This window comes from Pseudomonas sp. 05N431 (assembly GCF_056397005.1).
Genome location: NZ_JBFTMN010000006.1, coordinates 235,886 through 254,269, shown reverse-complemented (window position 1 = coordinate 254,269; position 18,384 = coordinate 235,886). Strand labels below are relative to the sequence as shown.

Annotated in this window: 15 protein-coding genes; 11 read left to right on the top strand and 4 right to left on the bottom strand. The window is 58.3% G+C overall.

Going from position 1 to position 18,384, the window contains the following annotated elements:
- Nucleotides 1-85: 85 nt before the first annotated feature.
- A complete protein-coding gene (locus AC1DIG_RS13795; protein ID WP_477767739.1) occupies nt 86-1,774 on the bottom strand; it encodes a lactate permease LctP family transporter in 1,689 nt (562 codons plus the stop codon).
- A gap of 261 nt (nt 1,775-2,035) precedes the next feature.
- On the opposite strand from AC1DIG_RS13795, the gene AC1DIG_RS13790 reads away from it, so the two are divergent.
- Nucleotides 2,036-2,803: an FCD domain-containing protein gene (locus AC1DIG_RS13790; RefSeq protein ID WP_477767738.1), complete on the top strand. Its 768-nt coding sequence runs from the start codon at nt 2,036-2,038 to the stop codon at nt 2,801-2,803.
- Between the two features lie 149 nt (nt 2,804-2,952).
- Here AC1DIG_RS13790 and smpB read toward each other — a convergent pair whose 3' ends face one another.
- Complete coding sequence (gene smpB / locus AC1DIG_RS13785; RefSeq protein ID WP_019691770.1) at nt 2,953-3,435, bottom strand: SsrA-binding protein SmpB; 483 nt, start codon at nt 3,433-3,435, stop codon at nt 2,953-2,955.
- 118 nt (nt 3,436-3,553) lie between these two features.
- Here smpB and AC1DIG_RS13780 point away from each other — a divergent pair, with 118 nt between their 5' ends.
- The 3 genes from AC1DIG_RS13780 to AC1DIG_RS13770 are packed head-to-tail and all read left to right on the top strand — an operon-like array spanning nt 3,554 to nt 5,715.
- Entirely contained in the window at nt 3,554-4,957 is a 1,404-nt protein-coding gene (locus tag AC1DIG_RS13780; protein ID WP_103318585.1) for a sodium-dependent transporter, read from the top strand.
- A 7-nt stretch (nt 4,958-4,964) separates the two neighbouring features.
- Nucleotides 4,965-5,399, top strand: a complete 435-nt coding sequence (locus AC1DIG_RS13775; protein ID WP_477767737.1) for a type II toxin-antitoxin system RatA family toxin — start codon at nt 4,965-4,967, stop codon at nt 5,397-5,399.
- Nucleotides 5,392-5,715, top strand: coding sequence for an RnfH family protein (locus tag AC1DIG_RS13770; RefSeq protein ID WP_477767736.1), 324 nt, complete (start codon nt 5,392-5,394; stop codon nt 5,713-5,715). Before AC1DIG_RS13775 ends, AC1DIG_RS13770 begins: the two co-directional genes overlap by 8 nt.
- 60 nt (nt 5,716-5,775) lie before the next feature.
- Here the strand turns inward: AC1DIG_RS13770 and AC1DIG_RS13765 are convergent, their stop codons facing one another.
- The gene (locus AC1DIG_RS13765; RefSeq protein WP_477767735.1) at nt 5,776-6,303 is read right to left on the bottom strand and encodes an outer membrane protein assembly factor BamE; all 528 of its coding nucleotides are present in this window, start codon (nt 6,301-6,303) and stop codon (nt 5,776-5,778) included.
- 97 nt (nt 6,304-6,400) lie between these two features.
- On the opposite strand from AC1DIG_RS13765, the gene fur reads away from it, so the two are divergent.
- Nucleotides 6,401-6,805, top strand: coding sequence for a ferric iron uptake transcriptional regulator (fur, locus tag AC1DIG_RS13760; protein ID WP_019691775.1), 405 nt, complete (start codon nt 6,401-6,403; stop codon nt 6,803-6,805).
- 75 nt (nt 6,806-6,880) lie between these two features.
- Here the strand turns inward: fur and recN are convergent, their stop codons facing one another.
- The gene (gene recN / locus AC1DIG_RS13755) at nt 6,881-8,554 is read right to left on the bottom strand and encodes a DNA repair protein RecN (RefSeq protein WP_401124749.1); all 1,674 of its coding nucleotides are present in this window, start codon (nt 8,552-8,554) and stop codon (nt 6,881-6,883) included.
- A 248-nt stretch (nt 8,555-8,802) separates the two neighbouring features.
- Between recN and grpE the strand changes: the two genes are divergently transcribed.
- The 6 genes from grpE (at nt 8,803) to carB (ending at nt 18,383) form a co-directional block, all read left to right on the top strand.
- On the top strand, nt 8,803-9,369 hold the full coding sequence (gene grpE, locus AC1DIG_RS13750) for a nucleotide exchange factor GrpE (RefSeq protein WP_477767734.1): 567 nt from the start codon (nt 8,803-8,805) through the stop codon (nt 9,367-9,369).
- Nucleotides 9,370-9,471: 102 nt separating this feature from the next.
- The gene (gene dnaK / locus AC1DIG_RS13745) at nt 9,472-11,388 is read left to right on the top strand and encodes a molecular chaperone DnaK (RefSeq protein ID WP_477767733.1); all 1,917 of its coding nucleotides are present in this window, start codon (nt 9,472-9,474) and stop codon (nt 11,386-11,388) included.
- Nucleotides 11,389-11,685: 297 nt separating this feature from the next.
- Nucleotides 11,686-12,810, top strand: coding sequence for a molecular chaperone DnaJ (dnaJ, locus tag AC1DIG_RS13740; protein ID WP_477767732.1), 1,125 nt, complete (start codon nt 11,686-11,688; stop codon nt 12,808-12,810).
- Nucleotides 12,811-12,820: 10 nt separating this feature from the next.
- Nucleotides 12,821-13,627, top strand: a complete 807-nt coding sequence (gene dapB / locus AC1DIG_RS13735; RefSeq protein ID WP_477767731.1) for a 4-hydroxy-tetrahydrodipicolinate reductase — start codon at nt 12,821-12,823, stop codon at nt 13,625-13,627.
- A 258-nt stretch (nt 13,628-13,885) separates the two neighbouring features.
- The gene (carA, locus tag AC1DIG_RS13730; protein ID WP_477767730.1) at nt 13,886-15,022 is read left to right on the top strand and encodes a glutamine-hydrolyzing carbamoyl-phosphate synthase small subunit; all 1,137 of its coding nucleotides are present in this window, start codon (nt 13,886-13,888) and stop codon (nt 15,020-15,022) included.
- Between the two features lie 139 nt (nt 15,023-15,161).
- Nucleotides 15,162-18,383: a carbamoyl-phosphate synthase large subunit gene (gene carB / locus AC1DIG_RS13725; RefSeq protein ID WP_477767729.1), complete on the top strand. Its 3,222-nt coding sequence runs from the start codon at nt 15,162-15,164 to the stop codon at nt 18,381-18,383.
- The last annotated feature ends 1 nt before the right edge of the window (nt 18,384 follow it).

The window sequence follows — 18,384 nt, the reverse complement described above, 5'->3', positions numbered from 1 at the left end:
CAGACCGGGTAGTGAGTCGCTGACGCCGGAGCCAAAGTCCGGCGTCGGTTCTTTCGGTTCTTAATTTATGTAGTTGCTCGTAGTCTTAGTGCACCAGCATGCCGGTAAACCAGTAGGCCTGGGCCAGCGTAATCAGGCCGACGATAGTCGCAAAGAATAGGCTGTGCTTGAGGGTGAAGCGGAACAGGTCGGATTCCTTGCCCACCAGACCGGTCGCGGCGCAGGCCACGGCGATCGATTGTGGCGAGATCATCTTGCCGGTCACGCCACCGCTGGTGTTCGCCGCGACCAGCAAGGTGTCGTTGACGCCGATCTGGTGGGCGGTGGTCGCTTGCAGTGAGCTGAACAGCGCGTTGGACGAGGTGTCCGAACCGGTCAGGAACACGCCCAGCCAGCCAAGGAATGGCGAGAAGAACGGGAAGGCCGCGCCGGTGGCTGCCAGTACCAGCGCCATGGTCGATGACATGCCCGAATAGTTGGTGACGAAGGCGAAGGCCAGCACCATGCCGATCGACAAAATAGGCCAGCGCAGTTCAAAGAAGGTCTCTTTCAAGGTGGTAAGACCAATTTTTAAATTGATCTTCAGGATCAGCATCGAGATCAGCGCAGAGAAGAAAATCGCTGTGCCGGTCGCCGAAATCGGATCGAGTTTGAACACTGCAGGAATTGCAGTCGGGGCGGCCACGATCGGGGCGGTCTTGATCACCAGTTGGTCCAGGTGCGGGATGGCGAAGTTGAACACCCAGCTGTACATGGAACCACCGGCGGCGAACATTGCTTTGAAGGGTTTCAACGTCCAGATGGTGACCAAGGCGGTGAGGATCAGGAACGGCGACCAGGCCTTGAAGATCTCGCCGAAGCTGTACGGCGAAGGCTGGCTCGTACGCGGTTGACCGAAACCACCGGCGCTTCTCACGGTTGCGGCACCGACGCTGGCGGTCGCTTCGGCGAACGAACGCTTGGGCTGCCAGACCTTGAGGAACAGGGTCAGGGAGACCAGGCTGACCAACGCCGACGTAATGTCCGGCAGCTCTGGGCCAATGAAGTTCGAGGTGAAGAACTGGGTCACGGCAAAGCTCAAGCCCGCCACCAACGCTGCCGGCCAGGTCTCTTTGACGCCGCGCAAGCCGTCCATCATGAACACCAGCCAGAACGGCACGAACACCGACAGCAACGGCAGCTGGCGACCCGCCATGGCGCCAATCTTGAACGCGTCGATGCCGGTTACTTGCCCGGCGACGATGATCGGAATCCCCAGTGCACCGAAGGCTACCGGCGCGGTGTTGGCAATCAGGCACAGGCCGGCGGCGTACAGCGGGTTGAAACCCAGTCCTACCAGCAGCGCGGCGGTAATCGCTACCGGTGCGCCGAATCCGGCGGCACCTTCCAGGAACGCGCCGAAGCAGAAGCCGATCAGCAGCACTTGCAGGCGTTGGTCGTCGGTAATCGACAGCACCGAGCTGCGGATCACTTCGAACTGGCCACTCTTGACCGTCAGTTTGTAGAGGAACACTGCGGCTACGATGATCCAGGCAATCGGCCACAGTCCGTAGGCAAATCCATAGCCCGCCGCGGCGAAGGCCATGTCGACAGGCATCTGGAAGGCAAAGATCGCCACCAGAATCGACAACGCCAGGGTGATGCTCCCGGCGACGTGTCCTTTGAGGCGGAACACGGCCAGAGCCAGGAAGAAAAATACGATGGGGATAACGGCCGCGAGCGCGGACAAGCCGAGACTGCCGAGCGGGCTGTAGAGCTGTTGCCAGGTTTGCATATGGGGTGGCCCCTAATTGTTGTTGGTCAGGCACTGGTCAGCGTTCTTGGTTAATTGGTAATACCAATTTACAATCGCTGTCGGCTAGGGTAAAAGCCTTGGGTGTGGTGTGTCAATTTGCCGCCCTGAAACTTTCGTCGAATGAGCGGTGCAGAGGTCATCTGATCTGTTCGATCAAACGCCGCCTGGTAGGTGCTGGCGTGACGCCAATAGGCCAGAATAGAGAGCCCGGCGAGCCGTCGGGATCGTGGAGAATGAGTTATGGGGTTTGATCAGATTCGTCAGCGCCGTTTGTCTGACGATATTGTCGAGCGGCTCGAGGGGATGATCCTTGAGGGCACGCTGAAGTCCGGTGAGCGATTGCCGGCAGAGCGCGCCTTGGCCGAGCAGTTCGGTGTGTCGCGCCCTTCATTGCGTGAGGCGATCCAGAAACTGACGGCCAAAGGGCTGCTGATCAGTCGTCAGGGTGGCGGCAACTATGTGGTTGAATCGCTTGGTTCAACCTTCAGCGATCCGTTGCTGCACCTGCTGGAAAGCAACCCGGAAGCCCAGCGTGATCTGCTGGAATTTCGCCATACGCTGGAAGCGTCATGCGCCTATTACGCCGCCTTGCGTGCGACGGATGTTGACCGCGAGCGACTGACTGCGGCATTCGAAGAGTTGCAGGATTGCTACTCGCGCCATGATCAGGTGAGTCGTGCGGAAGAGGGCGCGGCGGATGCGAATTTTCACCTGGCCATCGCCGAAGCCAGTCACAATGCGGTGCTGTTGCACACCATTCGCGGGCTGTTCGATCTGCTCAAGCGCAACGTGGTGACCAACATCGGTGGCATGTACAAGCAGCGCGCCGAAACTCGCGACATGCTGATCAGCCAGCACCGGGAGTTGTATCAGGCGATTATCGAAGGGCGTGCAGAGCAGGCGCGAGAAATTTCCAGTCGACACATTTTGTATGTGCAGGAAGTGCTCGAAGAAGTGCGTCAGGAAATGCAGCGCATGGCTCGGGCGGAGCGGCGCAAGGGGATGTAGCTGTGTGAGTGGATTTTGTGTGCATGATCGTTCCCACGCTCCCGCGTGGGAATGCATCCCGTGACGCTCTGCGTCACATCCGGAGCGGACGCAGAGCGTCCAAGGCGGCATTCCCACGCAGAGCGTGGGAACGATCAGTAGGGGAGGAGTTAGTCTTCCTTGCCCTTGTTCCGCACCGCGCGCTGCAACTCGCGACCGGCATCGCGCTCGCGCTCGGTATCACGCTTGTCGTATTCCTTCTTGCCCTTGCCCAGAGCGATCTCGCACTTGATCAAGTGCTTGCTCCAGTACAACGACAGGCAGACGCAGGCGTAACCCTTCTGTTGCACGGCGGCAAACAGCTTCTCCAGCTCGCGCTGGTTGAGCAGCAGCTTGCGCGTGCGCGTCGGGTCGGCGATGACGTGGGTGCTGGCGGTGGTCAGCGGAGTGATATGACTGCCGAGCAGCCACGCCTCGCCATCCTTGAGCAGCACATAACTGTCGACCAGTTGTGCCTTGCCTGCACGCAGACTCTTTACTTCCCAGCCGGCCAGGACCATGCCAGCCTCGAACCGGTGTTCGATGAAGTAATCGTGTCGCGCCTTTTTATTTTGCGCGATGGTCCCTTCGGGGTGTTTCTTCTGTTTAGCCATAGGGGCGGCATTATAGGGAGTTGCGCGCGAGTCGGCTACGGTGAACCTGCGTGCTTGAGCGCATTGAGTGAATCCCGGACAATGCGCCCTCTTTTTTGATCGGTTGGGCGTGTTCAGGATGTCGTCAGACAAGGTTTCAGTCCACGGGAGTTGGGCTAGCCGTTGGGTTTTCATACTCGCTGCGACCGGTTCAGCCGTGGGGCTGGGTAGTATCTGGAAGTTTCCGTACATGGTCGGCGTCTATGGCGGCGGCGCGTTTGTGTTGGTGTTTCTGGCGTGTATTGCGCTGATCGGCGTGCCGGTGATGCTGGCCGAAACCCTGATCGGTCGTCGTGCCCGGCAAAGTCCGGCAAACGCCTTGAAGGTGCTGGCGCTTGAAGCCGGACATTCGGCGAAATGGTCCTGGGGTGCGTTTGCCGGGATGATCACGGCGCTGCTGATCCTGTCGTTCTATAGTGTGGTGGGCGGCTGGTCGCTGGATTACATCATTGATATGGGGCGCGGTGACTTCCAGGGCGTGACGGCCGATCAGGTCGGCGCCTATTTTGGCGGGGTGATCGCCGACCCTTGGCGTCTGACGCTGTGGCATACCCTCTTCATGTTGCTGTCGGCATTCGTTATCGCAAAAGGCGTAGTCGCGGGTCTTGAGCGCAGCCTGCGGATCATGATGCCGTTGCTGTTCGTGATGCTGGTGATTCTGTTGGGCTACAGCCTGACCACCGGGCATTTCATGGAAGGCGTGCATTTCATGTTCGACTTCAACCCGGACAAGTTGCTGGACGGCTTGCTGCCGGCCATGGGGCATGCGTTTTTTTCCCTGAGCGTCGGTGTAGGTTCGATCATGATCTACGGTGCTTATATGCCTAAGCATTCATCGATCTCCGGGACCATCGTCGGCGTTGCGTTACTGGATACCTTTGTTTCACTGCTGGCCGGCCTGGCGTTGTTTCCGATTGTGTTTGCGGCAGGTTTGAACCCAAGCGAAGGGCCGGGATTGATGTTTGTCAGTCTGCCATTTGCCTTTGGTAACGTCGCATTCGGCCAGTTGATGGGTGTGGTGTTTTTCGTGTTGGTGGCAATTGCGGCCTGGAGTTCGGCGATTTCCTTGCTGGAGCCGATGGTGGCCTACCTGGTCGAGCGGACCAACATCCGTCGTGGCTGGGTAACGTTCTGGCTGGCATTCAGTTGCTGGTTTGTTGGCTTGGGAACGGTGTTTTCCTTCAATATCTGGAAGCAGGCCAAGTTTTTCGTGAATGATGGTGGTGCGTTTCACCTCTACCAGTGGGGGGCGCAAAATGGTCTGGATTTCTTTGGCGTGATCGATTTCTTCACCTCGCGGATCATGTTGCCGCTCGGTGGTTTGTGTTTTGTGGTGTTTGCAGGTTGGGTGATGGGCCGTGAAGCGGTGCGCGACGAACTGTCGATGCGCAGCCCGGCATTGTTTGCTCTGACATTGTTCTTGATGCGCTATGTGGCGCCAATCGGCATTCTTGTAGTGTTTGCCGCCCAGCTGTGGAAGTGACGCTGACATGACGACACATATTCAACGTTCGGCTCTGTTGCCGTATCCGGCGCAAGCGCTGTATGACCTGGTCAATGACGTGGCGCGCTATCCGGAATTTTTGCCCTGGTGTTCCGAGGCCGAAGTTCTGGAAAGCTCTACCGTGCACATGCGTGCAAGCGTAGGTGTGGCCAAGGGCGGGTTAAGCCAGCATTTCGTGACGCGCAACACGCTGGTGCCTGGGCAGTCGATCGAGATGAATCTCGAAGAGGGCCCATTCAATCAGTTGCATGGTGTCTGGGTGTTCAAGCCGTTGGGTGAGAAAGCCTGCAAGATCAGCCTGGACTTGTCGTTCGATTATGCCGGGCCGATTGTTCGGGCGACCCTGGGGCCGTTGTTCAATCAGGCGGCGAACACGCTGGTGGACGCGTTCTGTCAGCGCGCCAAGCAGTTGCATGGTTGAGTCGGTGATAGTCGTCGAGGTGGTGTATGCCGCCGTCGATCGCCAGATGTTGCTCAAGGTGGCGGTGCCCGTGGGCACTACTCTGCGAGCGGCATTGGCTGAGTCAGGCATCGCCGAGCAATTTCCCGAGTTGGATCCGGCAACCTGTCCGGTAGGGATATTCGGCAAGGTGATTGCCGATCCCGAGAGCTGCCAGGTTCAGGCGGGTGACCGCATCGAGATTTATCGAGCGTTGCTGGCGGATCCAAAAGAGGTTCGTCGGTTACGTGCGGCCAAGGCTGCGGCGCAGGCCAAGGCCAAGGCCCGGGACCAGTAGATTTCCCAAATGACAGGCAACAAAAAGCCCGGCATGCCGGGCTTTTTGTTGTGTCGCAATTTATTGCGGTGAAGTGTCCAATGGTGCTGGCGTCGGGACCGGAACGGTTTCGACTTTGTCGACGTCCTTCTGGATCTGGTCCAGCAGCGAGCCCGGTTTTACCGGTTTCTCTGGCTTCGGCTTCTCGGCGTTTTCAACAGGGGCGGTCACGGTGGTGCCGCTGTTCTTGCCGAGAATCGCTTCGTCACGGCTCACGCCAGGCATGAAATCGCCCGACAGGCTGACAAGCTGGTCGTTAGGGTTGAAGATAACGCTGATGCGTTCCTGTTGGCGTTCACCGCCGCCTGGCTGCAGGCTATACAAGTAATCCCAGCGATCGGCATGGAACGTGTCGGTCAGCAGAGGGTTGCCCATGATAAACCGTACTTGCCGACGGGTCATTCCCGGGCGTAACTGGTCTATCATGTCCTGCGTGACGACATTGCCCTGCTGGATGTCGATTTTGTAAACCCCGGGGAATGAACAACCGGCGAGTGCGAGCAGTCCCACAAAGGTGAAACTGGTTAGCAAGAGCTTGGTGTTTTGCATCGGTGGGCGACTTCCACTATCTTGGCTGGGACAACGTAAACGCCGATCATACCCGCATTAAGAGTAGCTGCGAAGCAGCATCGCGAGAAAGCTGACCATGGTTGAAAATAGCGAACTACGCAAAGCCGGCCTTAAAGTGACCCTGCCACGGGTCAAAATTCTGCAAATGCTCGATTCCGCCGAGCAACGTCACATGAGTGCCGAAGATGTTTACAAGGCGCTGATGGAAGCTGGCGAGGATGTCGGTCTGGCCACGGTTTACCGTGTACTGACCCAATTCGAAGCGGCTGGTCTGGTGGTACGTCACAATTTCGACGGCGGTCACGCGGTCTTCGAACTGGCTGACGGCGGTCACCACGACCATATGGTTAACGTGGAGAACGGTGAAGTGATCGAGTTCTTCGAGGAAGAAATCGAAAAGCTTCAGAAGGCAATCGTCGAGAAGCACGGCTTCGAGTTGGTGGATCACAACCTGGTGCTGTACGTACGCAAGAAAAAGTAAGCATGTCGCGCGGATTTCTGGTCCGCGATACGAACGAAGGCGACCCAAGGGTCGCCTTCGTGCTGTCTGGTGACTTTAGATTTTTGCCGTCACGACCATTTTCTTTGCGTGGGCCAGGGACTCCTTGGTCAGGTCGATCCCTCCCAGCATTCGCGCCACTTCTTCAATACGCTCGTTTTTACTCAGCTTGGACACGGCGGTGTGCGTGGCATCGTCACCGCGCACCTTGTGGACAAATAGATGCTGATGGCCCTGGGAGGCTACCTGCGGCAAGTGCGTGACGGTCAGCACCTGTCCGCGCTCTCCGAGGCGGCGCAAGAGCTGGCCGACAATTTCCGCTGTCGGGCCGCCAATCCCGACGTCCACTTCGTCGAACACCAGTGTTGGTACTCGCGAGGTTTGTGCTGTGATCACCTGGATGGCCAGGCTGATTCGCGACAACTCGCCCCCCGATGCGACTTTGGCCAGCGCCTTGAGCGGTTGCCCTGGGTTGGCGCTGACCAGCAGTTCCACCTGTTCGAGGCCGTTGGGCAGCAGTTCAGTGCTGGTGTTGGGGCGTAGCTCAATGGTGAAGCGGCCGCCGGGCATGCCCAGGCGTTGAATTTCCTGTTCGACGGCATTGGCCAGGCTGGTCGAAGCCTGATGACGCAGATCGCTCAGCTCCCGGGCTTTTTCCTGGTAATGCCGGGCGAATGCACCCAGTTCTTCGCTCAGTCGTTCGATGGATTCGTCGTTGGCATTCAGTGTTTCGATTTCGTCCAGCAACCTTTGCTGAAGCTCTGCGACTTCGGTGGGCTGGATCCGGTGTTTACGCGCCAGGGTGTAGATCGAATCCAGGCGTTCTTCGAGTTGCTGGAGGCGTGCCGGATCGGCATCGAAATGGTCGAGAAAGCGGTTCAGTTCGCCAACGGCTTCTTCAACCTGAATCTGCGCGCTGGTCAGCAGGTTGGTCGCTTCGCCCAGGGCGCCCACCGAATTGTTCACGCTCGACAGGCGATTGAGGCTGGCCGTCAGGGCGTTCAGTACATTGCCGGAATCGCTTTCGCTGCACTGCTCGACCACTTGTCGGCAAATGCCCAGCAAGGTTTCGGCGTTGGTCAGGTTTTTGTGTTCCTGTTCCAGTTGCTCGAGCTCGCTTTCGCCGAGGCCGAGGTTTTCCAGTTCTTCGAGTTGGTAGCTGAGCAACTGGTGGCGAGCACGCTGCTCGTCTCCGGAATTGGAGAGGCGCTCCAGCTCTTGGCGGGTCTGGCGCCAGCGCTGGGCGGCCAGTTGTACCTGGCGGGCGAGGTCCGTGGCGCCGGCGTATTCGTCGAGCAGCCGACGGTGCGTGTCGGTTTTCAGTAACGATTGGTGTTCATGCTGGCTGTGGATATCGATCAGCAGTTCGCCAAGGGCTTTAAGGTCGCCAAGCGGGCAGGGGCTGCCATTGATGTAGCCGCGTGAGCGACCTTCGGCGGTAATTACCCTGCGCAGTATGCACGGGCCGTCGGTATCGAGGTCGCGCTCGGCCAGCCAGGCACTGGCTTCCGGGATGTCGGCCAGGTCGAACGTGGCCAGGATGTCGGCCTTTTCGGCGCCTGGGCGAACCACGCCGCTGTCGGCGCGATCGCCTAGGGTCAGGCCCAGGGCGTCGAGCATGATCGACTTGCCGGCGCCGGTTTCCCCTGTGATCACGCTCATCCCGCGATCGAGTTCCAGATCGAGATGTTCAACGATGGCGTAGTTATGTACGGACAGGTGCACCAGCATAGAGGCCGCTCCCAGGCTTTAGGTCTGGTTATTTATACAGTGTTTTGTTTCTGGCTGACAATGCCCGTGTTTAGCTCGATTTGCTTGGCAAATGGATTTTTTTAAAACCGCTGGAATATTAAATCAGTCATTTTGTAAGGGTAATGGCGTTCAACGCTCCGGCAGCCCTTGAACCTGGAATTTGCGACCCCATATACCGGGGCAGAAGCGCGAGTCGAGTTCGCGCACGATTTTGAAAGGAGAAATCTATGGCTGACGAACAGACGCTGGATACGCAAAATCTAGACGCCAATCAGGCTCCCGAAGCATCGGGTGAAGACCTGGTGGCTCGTGTACAAGTGCTCGAAGAGCAACTGGCTGGGGCGCAGGATCAGTCTTTGCGTGTTGCTGCCGATCTGCAGAACGTCCGCCGTCGCGCCGAGCAGGATGTAGAAAAAGCTCACAAATTCGCGCTGGAAAAATTCGCCAACGACCTGCTGCCGATCATCGACAGCCTGGAGCGTGGCCTTGAGCTGTCCAGTCCAGACGACGAAAGCATTCGTCCGATGCGTGAAGGCATCCAGCTGACCCTGAAAATGTTCCAGGACACCCTGAAACGCTATCAGCTGGAAGCGATCGATCCTGAAGGCGAACCGTTCAATGCTGCGCATCACCAGGCGATGGCTATGCAGGAAAGCGCCGACGTCGAACCCAACAGCGTGCTGAAGGTGTTCCAGAAGGGTTACATGCTTAACGGTCGCCTGCTGCGCCCGGCCATGGTCGTGGTCAGCAAAGCTCCGGCGCCGGTTTCGCCTTCGATTGACGAGCAGGCTTGAAATCCGCCGTAAGGCCCCCATTTAGAAGTCAAGCGTTTAAGTGCTACCGCAGTTAGCCACCACTGCTGCGGCAACCAAATCCAAAGTTTCAGGAGAGTGAACATGGGCAAAATTATCGGTATCGACCTGGGGACTACCAACTCCTGCGTCTCCGTGCTGGAAAACGGCGTAGCCAAAGTTATTGAAAACGCTGAAGGCGCGCGCACGACGCCGTCGATCATCGCTTATGCCAATGATGGTGAGATCCTGGTAGGGCAGTCGGCCAAGCGTCAGGCTGTGACCAATCCGCACAACACCCTGTATGCGGTGAAGCGTCTGATCGGCCGTAAGTTCGACGAAGAAGTCGTGCAGAAAGACATCAAGATGGTGCCTTACAAAATCGCCAAGGCTGACAATGGCGACGCTTGGGTTGAAGTGAACGGCCAGAAAATGTCGCCGCCACAGATCTCGGCTGAAATCCTGAAGAAGATGAAGAAAACCGCCGAAGACTACCTCGGCGAGACCGTGACTGAAGCGGTCATCACCGTTCCGGCCTACTTCAACGACAGCCAGCGTCAGGCAACCAAAGACGCCGGCCGTATTGCTGGCCTGGACGTAAAACGTATCATCAACGAACCAACCGCAGCCGCTCTGGCCTACGGTATGGACAAGGCCAAGGGCGATCACACCGTGATCGTTTATGACCTGGGTGGCGGTACTTTCGACGTTTCCGTTATCGAAATCGCCGAAGTTGATGGCGAGCACCAGTTCGAAGTGTTGGCCACCAACGGTGACACCTTCCTGGGCGGTGAAGACTTCGACATTCGTCTGATCGACTACCTCGTTGACGAATTCAAGAAAGAAAGCGGCATGAACCTCAAAGGTGACCCGCTGGCCATGCAGCGCCTGAAAGAAGCCGCTGAAAAAGCCAAGATCGAACTGTCTTCGAGCCTGCAGACCGACGTTAACCTGCCGTACATCACTGCAGATGCGACCGGTCCTAAGCACTTGAACGTGAAAATCTCCCGCGCCAAGCTGGAAGCGCTGGTTGAAGACCTGGTTCAACGCACCATCGAGCCTTGCCGCATTGCCCTGAAAGATTCGGGTATCGACGTTGGCGCGATCAACGACGTGATCCTGGTCGGCGGTCAGACCCGTATGCCTCTGGTTCAGAAGGCTGTTACCGAGTTCTTCGGTAAAGAAGCCCGTAAAGACGTGAACCCGGACGAAGCGGTTGCCATGGGTGCTGCTATCCAGGGCGCAGTATTGGCCGGCGACGTGAAAGACGTTCTGCTGCTCGACGTCAGCCCGCTGACTCTGGGTATCGAAACCATGGGCGGCGTGATGACTGCGCTGATCGAGAAAAACACCACGATTCCTACCAAGAAATCGCAAGTGTTCTCGACTGCCGATGACAACCAGGGCGCAGTGACCATTCACGTGCTGCAAGGCGAGCGTAAGCAAGCTGCCCAGAACAAGTCCCTGGGCAAGTTCGACCTGGCCGAGATTCCACCAGCACCACGTGGCGTGCCACAAATTGAAGTGACCTTCGACATCGACGCCAACGGCATCCTGCACGTAGGCGCCAAAGACAAGGCCACCGGCAAGACTCAGTCGATCGTGATCAAGGCCAACTCCGGTCTGTCCGAGGAAGAAATTCAGCAGATGATTCGCGATGCTGAAACCAACGCCGACGAAGATCGCAAGTTCGAAGAGCTGGCGACTGCCCGCAACCAGGGCGACGCACTGGTTCACTCGACGCGCAAAATGGTCGCTGACGCTGGCGAAAAAGTGACTGCTGAAGAGAAGACTGCAATCGAAGCCGCTGTGGTTGCCCTGGAAGCCGCTGTCAAAGGCGACGACAAGGCTGCCATCGAAGCCAAGGTTGAAGAACTATCGAAAGTCTCCGCTCCAGTGGCGCAAAAAATGTACGCCGAGCAAGCCCAGCCAGCTGAAGGTGCGGCACCGCACGCTGAAAAAGCTGAGAAAGCTGACGACGTCGTCGACGCTGAGTTCGAAGAAGTCAAAGAACACAAGTAAGTTGTTGGTCGGCCGGTTGACTGCCTTTGTGCGGTGACTGGTAGGATGTCGCCGCGCGGGAGCTTGCTCCCGCGTTGGCGTGTCTGGAGTAGACGAATTTTTACAGCATGCGACAGCGTTCGGATGTTGGCGGTGCGGACGGGGATGCTCCTGCTTTCCGATCCACAGGTACCGCATCGAATCAAAGACCAGGATCGTTGAATTGACGTGAGTTGGGTCCGGGCCTGTATTGGGGCTCAACGAGTTTGGCGAAGCTCAGGAGGGGTTTGCCGAACGTCCTTAAGAGTGCAAAGACTTATGGCAAAGCGTGACTATTACGAAGTGTTGGGTGTTGAGCGTGGCACGAGCGAAGCAGACCTGAAAAAGGCCTACCGTCGCTTGGCGATGAAGCACCACCCGGACCGTAATCCTGACGACAAAGCGTCGGAAGAGAAATTCAAAGAGGCCAACGAGGCCTACGAAGTACTGTCCGATTCCAGCAAGCGCGCGGCATACGACCAGTACGGTCATGCCGGTGTCGACCCAAGCATGGGTGGCGGCGGTGCTGGCTTTGGTGGTCAGAACTTCTCCGACATCTTCGGTGATGTGTTCAGTGATTTCTTCGGTGGTGGTCGTGGCGGTTCTCGTGGCGGCGCTCAGCGCGGCAGCGATCTGCGTTACACCCTGGAGCTGAACCTGGAAGAAGCGGTGCGCGGTACGACCGTGAATATCCGTGTTCCGACACTGGTCAACTGCAAGCCATGCGACGGTTCGGGTGCCAAGAAAGGTTCTGCGCCGGTCACGTGCCCGACCTGTGGTGGTATCGGTCAGGTGCGCATGCAGCAAGGCTTCTTCTCGGTGCAGCAAACCTGCCCGCGTTGCCATGGCCAGGGCAAGATCATTTCCGATCCGTGCAACTCCTGCAATGGCGAAGGCCGTGTCGAAGAGTACAAGACCCTCTCGGTGAAAGTGCCGGCTGGCGTTGATACCGGCGACCGTATTCGTCTGTCTGGCGAAGGCGAGGCGGGTACTCAAGGTGGGCCGACTGGCGACCTGTACGTGGTGATCAATGTGCGCGAGCACGCAATCTTCCAGCGTGACGGCAAGCATCTGTTCTGCGAAGTGCCGATCAGCTTCGTTGATGCAGCACTGGGCGGCGAGCTGGAGATTCCGACCCTTGATGGTCGAGTCAGGTTGAAGATTCCTGAAGGCACACAGACCGGCAAGCAGTTCCGGGTGCGTGGCAAGGGCGTGGCACCGGTTCGTGGCGGTGGTGCGGGCGACCTGATGTGCAGTGTGGTGGTCGAGACTCCGGTCAATCTGGGGCGTCGTCAGCGCGAATTGCTGGAAGAGTTCCGCAGTTCCTTGGCGGATGACAACAGCCATTCGCCGAAAACCACCGGTTGGTTCGAAGGCGTGAAGCGCTTCTTCGGCGATCTGTAAGGAGTCGGGCATGCGACGTATAGCTGTGATGGGCGCTGCCGGGCGCATGGGCAAGATCCTGATCGAAGCGGTGCAGCAGCGCGCGCCACTCACCGGGCTGACGGCGGCAATCGTGCGCCCCGGTAGCACGCTGATCGGGGTGGATGCCGGTGAGCTGGCCTCGCTGGGGCGGATCGGTGTGCCGCTGTCCGGTAACCTGGATATGGTGGCGGCTGAGTTCGATGTGCTGATCGACTTCACGCTCCCAGAGGTCATGCTGAATAACCTGGCGTTCTGCCGCAAGGTGGGCAAGGCCATGGTCATCGGCACTACGGGGCTGGATGCTGCGCAAAAGCAGTTGCTGGCCGAGGCAGGCAAGGACATTCCAATTGTCTTCGCAGCCAATTTCAGTGTTGGCGTGAACCTGTCGCTGAAGCTGCTCGATATGGCAGCTCGCGTGTTGGGTGATGATGCTGATATTGAAATCATCGAAGCCCATCATCGAAACAAGATCGATGCACCTTCGGGTACGGCTTTGCGCATGGGAGAGGTGATCGCCAGTGCGCTGGATCGTGATCTGCAAAAAGTAGCGGTCTATGGGCGTGAAGGCCACACCGGTGTGCGCGAGCGCGAAACCATCGGTTTTGCCACGGTTCGCGGTGGTGATGTGGTTGGCGATCATACGGTGTTGTTCGCCTGTGAGGGCGAGCGGCTGGAGATCACCCATAAAGCGTCCAGTCGCATGACCTTCGCCAAGGGTGCGGTGCGTGCCGCGTTGTGGCTGGATGGTCGTGAGCCGGGTCTTTACGACATGCAAGACGTGCTCGACCTGCGTTAAGATGCCCCTGAAATCGGGTTCAAACACTGCGTTTGAGCCCGATTTATCCCGCCAAGCGACGTCCTGTCGCATTCCCCGGCCTTTTAGGCTCATTGGCGGTAGACCAAAAAAGCCTTTTTCTGTAAGCTACAGCTTTAGTGTGTCCACTAAAAGCGCGCAGAATAATTCAGTGAAGAAGCGGGGTGACGTGTCCATACGTCACTCCGCTTTTTTACAACCTGCGATCGCCCTTTCAGGCTTTATTTACGGGAGGTCTTCTTGACTAAGCCAGCCATACTCGCCCTTGCTGATGGCAGCATTTTTCGCGGCGAAGCCATTGGAGCCGACGGTCAAACCGTTGGTGAGGTGGTGTTTAACACCGCCATGACCGGCTATCAGGAAATCCTTACCGATCCTTCCTACGCCCAACAGATCGTTACCCTGACTTACCCGCACATCGGCAACACCGGCACCACGCCGGAAGATGCCGAGTCCAACCGCGTCTGGTCTGCAGGTCTGGTCATTCGTGATCTGCCACTGGTTGCGAGCAACTGGCGTAACACGATGTCCCTGTCCGATTACCTGAAAGCCAACAATGTCGTGGCAATCGCCGGTATCGACACTCGCCGCCTGACACGCATCCTGCGTGAAAAAGGCGCGCAGAACGGCTGCATCATGGCTGGTGACAACATTTCCGACGAAGCTGCGATTGCAGCGGCGCGCGGCTTCCCGGGCCTGAAGGGCATGGATCTGGCGAAAGTCGTCAGCACCAAAGAGCAGTACGAATGGCGCTCGACTGTCTGGGATCTGAAAACCGACAGCCACGCGACCCTCGAAGCCTCCGAGCTGCCGTACCACGTGGTTGCCTACGACTACGGCGTCAAGGTCAACATCCTGCGCATGCTGGTCGAGCGCGGTTGCCGCGTGACCGTGGTGCCAGCTCAAACACCGGCTGCTGACGTTCTGGCTCTGAAGCCGGACGGTGTGTTCCTGTCCAACGGCCCTGGTGATCCTGAGCCATGCGACTACGCGATCCAGGCCATTAAAGATGTGCTGGAAACCGAGATTCCGGTGTTCGGCATCTGTCTCGGCCACCAACTGCTGGCCCTGGCCTCTGGCGCCAAGACCCTGAAAATGGGCCACGGCCACCACGGTGCCAACCACCCGGTCCAGGATCTGGACAGCGGCGTGGTGATGATCACCAGTCAGAACCACGGTTTTGCGGTAGACGAAGCGACCCTGCCAGGCAACGTTCGCGCGATCCACAAATCGCTGTTCGACGGCACCCTGCAAGGCATCGAGCGTACCGACAAGAGCGCGTTCAGCTTCCAGGGTCACCCTGAAGCCAGCCCTGGTCCGAACGATGTGGCGCCGCTGTTCGATCGCTTCATCAACGAGATGGCCAAGCGACGTTAATCGCCGGGCTTGAGCATGTAGCGAGAAGCCCCTGAGGGTGGCCCCGGTAACCCGGCGGTCCCTGAAGGGCTTCAGAGATTGATCAAGACGGCTTCTCCTCGGGGATTGCCGTCGGACCTGCGGATTTGAGTGACTACCTATGCCAAAACGTACAGACATTAAAAGCATCCTGATTCTCGGCGCTGGCCCGATCGTGATCGGCCAGGCTTGCGAATTCGACTACTCTGGCGCCCAGGCTTGCAAAGCCCTGCGCGAAGAGGGTTACCGCGTCATCCTGGTGAACTCCAACCCGGCCACCATCATGACCGACCCGGCCATGGCCGACGCCACCTACATCGAACCGATCAAATGGCAGACCGTTGCCAAGATCATCGAGAAAGAGCGTCCGGACGCGCTGCTGCCGACCATGGGCGGCCAGACTGCTCTGAACTGTGCCCTGGACCTGGAGCGCGAAGGCGTTCTGGAGAAGTTCGGCGTAGAGATGATCGGTGCCAACGCTGACACCATCGACAAGGCTGAAGACCGCTCGCGTTTCGACAAGGCGATGAAATCCATCGGCCTGGCTTGCCCGCGTTCCGGCATCGCCCACAGCATGGAAGAGGCCAACGCGGTTCTCGAGAAGCTTGGCTTCCCGTGCATCATCCGTCCGTCCTTCACCATGGGCGGCACCGGCGGCGGTATCGCTTACAACCGTGAAGAGTTCGAAGAAATCTGTGCCCGCGGTCTGGACTTGTCGCCGACCAAAGAGCTGCTGATCGACGAATCGCTGATCGGCTGGAAAGAGTACGAAATGGAGGTTGTCCGCGATAAAAAGGACAACTGCATCATCGTCTGCTCGATCGAAAACTTTGACCCGATGGGCGTGCACACCGGTGACTCGATCACCGTGGCTCCGGCACAGACCCTGACCGACAAGGAATACCAGATCCTGCGTAACGCCTCCCTGGCGGTACTGCGCGAGATCGGCGTGGAAACCGGCGGCTCCAACGTCCAGTTCGGCATCTGCCCGAACACCGGTCGCATGGTGGTCATCGAGATGAACCCGCGAGTGTCCCGTTCCTCGGCGCTGGCTTCGAAAGCTACCGGTTTCCCGATTGCCAAGGTCGCGGCCAAACTGGCTGTGGGTTACACCCTGGATGAGCTGTCGAACGACATCACTGGCGGTAAAACCCCAGCGTCTTTCGAACCGTCCATCGACTACGTCGTGACCAAGCTGCCACGCTTCGCCTTCGAAAAATTCCCGAAAGCCGACGCCCGCCTGACCACTCAAATGAAGTCGGTTGGCGAAGTCATGGCTATCGGCCGGACCTTCCAGGAATCCCTGCAGAAAGCCCTGCGCGGTCTGGAAGTCGGTGTGTGCGGTCTGGACGAGAAGCTCGACCTGAGCAACCCGGAAAGCATGAGCGTGCTCAAACGCGAGCTGACCGTGCCGGGCGCCGAGCGTATCTGGTACGTGGCGGACGCAATGCGCGCCGGCATGAGCGTTGAAGACATCTTCGGCATGACCATGATCGATCCTTGGTTCCTGGTGCAGATGGAAGATCTGATCAAGGACGAAGAGAAGGTCAAGACCCTGGGTCTGACCAGCATCGACCGCGACATGATGTTCCGCCTCAAGCGCAAGGGTTTCTCCGATCAGCGCCTGGCCAAGTTGCTGGGTGTGACCGAGAAGAGCCTGCGTGCCCATCGCCACAAGCTTGAAGTGTTCCCGGTCTACAAGCGCGTCGACACTTGCGCCGCCGAGTTCGCCACCGACACTGCTTACCTGTACTCGACGTACGAAGAAGAGTGCGAAGCCGCGCCATCGGGTCGCGACAAGATCATGATCCTGGGCGGCGGTCCTAACCGTATCGGCCAAGGCATCGAGTTCGACTACTGCTGCGTACACGCGGCACTGGCCCTGCGCGATGACGGGTACGAGACCATCATGGTCAACTGCAACCCGGAAACCGTATCCACCGACTACGACACCTCCGATCGCCTGTACTTCGAGCCGGTGACCCTGGAAGACGTGCTGGAAATTGTCCGCGTCGAGAAGCCAAAAGGCGTGATCGTCCAGTACGGCGGCCAGACTCCGCTAAAACTGGCTCGCGCCCTGGAAGCTGCTGGCGTGCCGATCATCGGCACCAGCCCTGACGCAATCGACCGCGCCGAAGACCGTGAGCGCTTCCAGCAGATGGTCCAGCGCCTGAACCTGCGTCAGCCGCCAAACGCCACCGTGCGCAGCGAAGACGAAGCCATTCGTGCTGCCGCGAAGATCGGTTACCCGCTGGTGGTGCGTCCGTCCTACGTACTGGGCGGTCGTGCGATGGAAATCGTCTACGAAGAAGAAGAACTCAAGCGCTACCTGCGTGAAGCAGTTCAAGTGTCCAACGACAGTCCTGTGCTGCTGGACCACTTCCTCAACTGTGCCATCGAAATGGACGTGGATGCGGTTTGCGACGGCACCGACGTGGTGATCGGCGCGATCATGCAGCACATCGAACAGGCAGGTGTTCACTCCGGTGACTCCGCGTGCTCGCTGCCGCCGTACTCGTTGCCTTTGCATATCCAGGACGAGATGCGTGAGCAGGTCAAGAAAATGGCCCTGGAGCTGGGCGTTGTCGGCCTGATGAACGTTCAGTTGGCGCTGCAAGGCGAAGACATCTACGTCATCGAAGTCAACCCGCGCGCGTCCCGTACCGTACCGTTCGTCTCCAAATGCATCGGTGTTTCCCTGGCAATGATCGCGGCTCGCGTGATGGCCGGTAAAACCCTGAAGGAAATTGGTTTCACCAAAGAAATCATTCCTAACTTCTACAGTGTGAAAGAGGCGGTGTTCCCATTCGCCAAATTCCCTGGCGTTGACCCGATCCTCGGCCCGGAAATGAAGTCCACCGGTGAAGTGATGGGCGTGGGCGACACCTTCGGCGAAGCCTTTGCCAAAGCCCAGATGGGCGCCAGCGAAGTGCTCCCGACCGGCGGTACTGCGTTCATCAGCGTGCGTGACGATGACAAGCCACTGGTTGCAGGCGTGGCCCGTGATCTGATCAACTTGGGCTTCGAAGTGGTCGCCACTGCCGGTACTGCCAAGCTGATCGAGGCTGCAGGCCTGAAAGTGCGCCGTGTGAACAAGGTGACCGAGGGTCGTCCGCACGTGGTCGACATGATCAAGAATGACGAAGTCACGCTGATCATCAACACCACCGAAGGTCGTCAGTCGATCGCTGATTCGTACTCCATTCGTCGTAATGCCTTGCAGCACAAGATTTACTGCACTACCACCATTGCTGCTGGCGAAGCTATCTGTGAAGCGCTGAAGTTCGGTCCCGAGAAGACTGTGCGCCGCTTGCAGGATCTACACGCAGGATTGAAGGCATGAG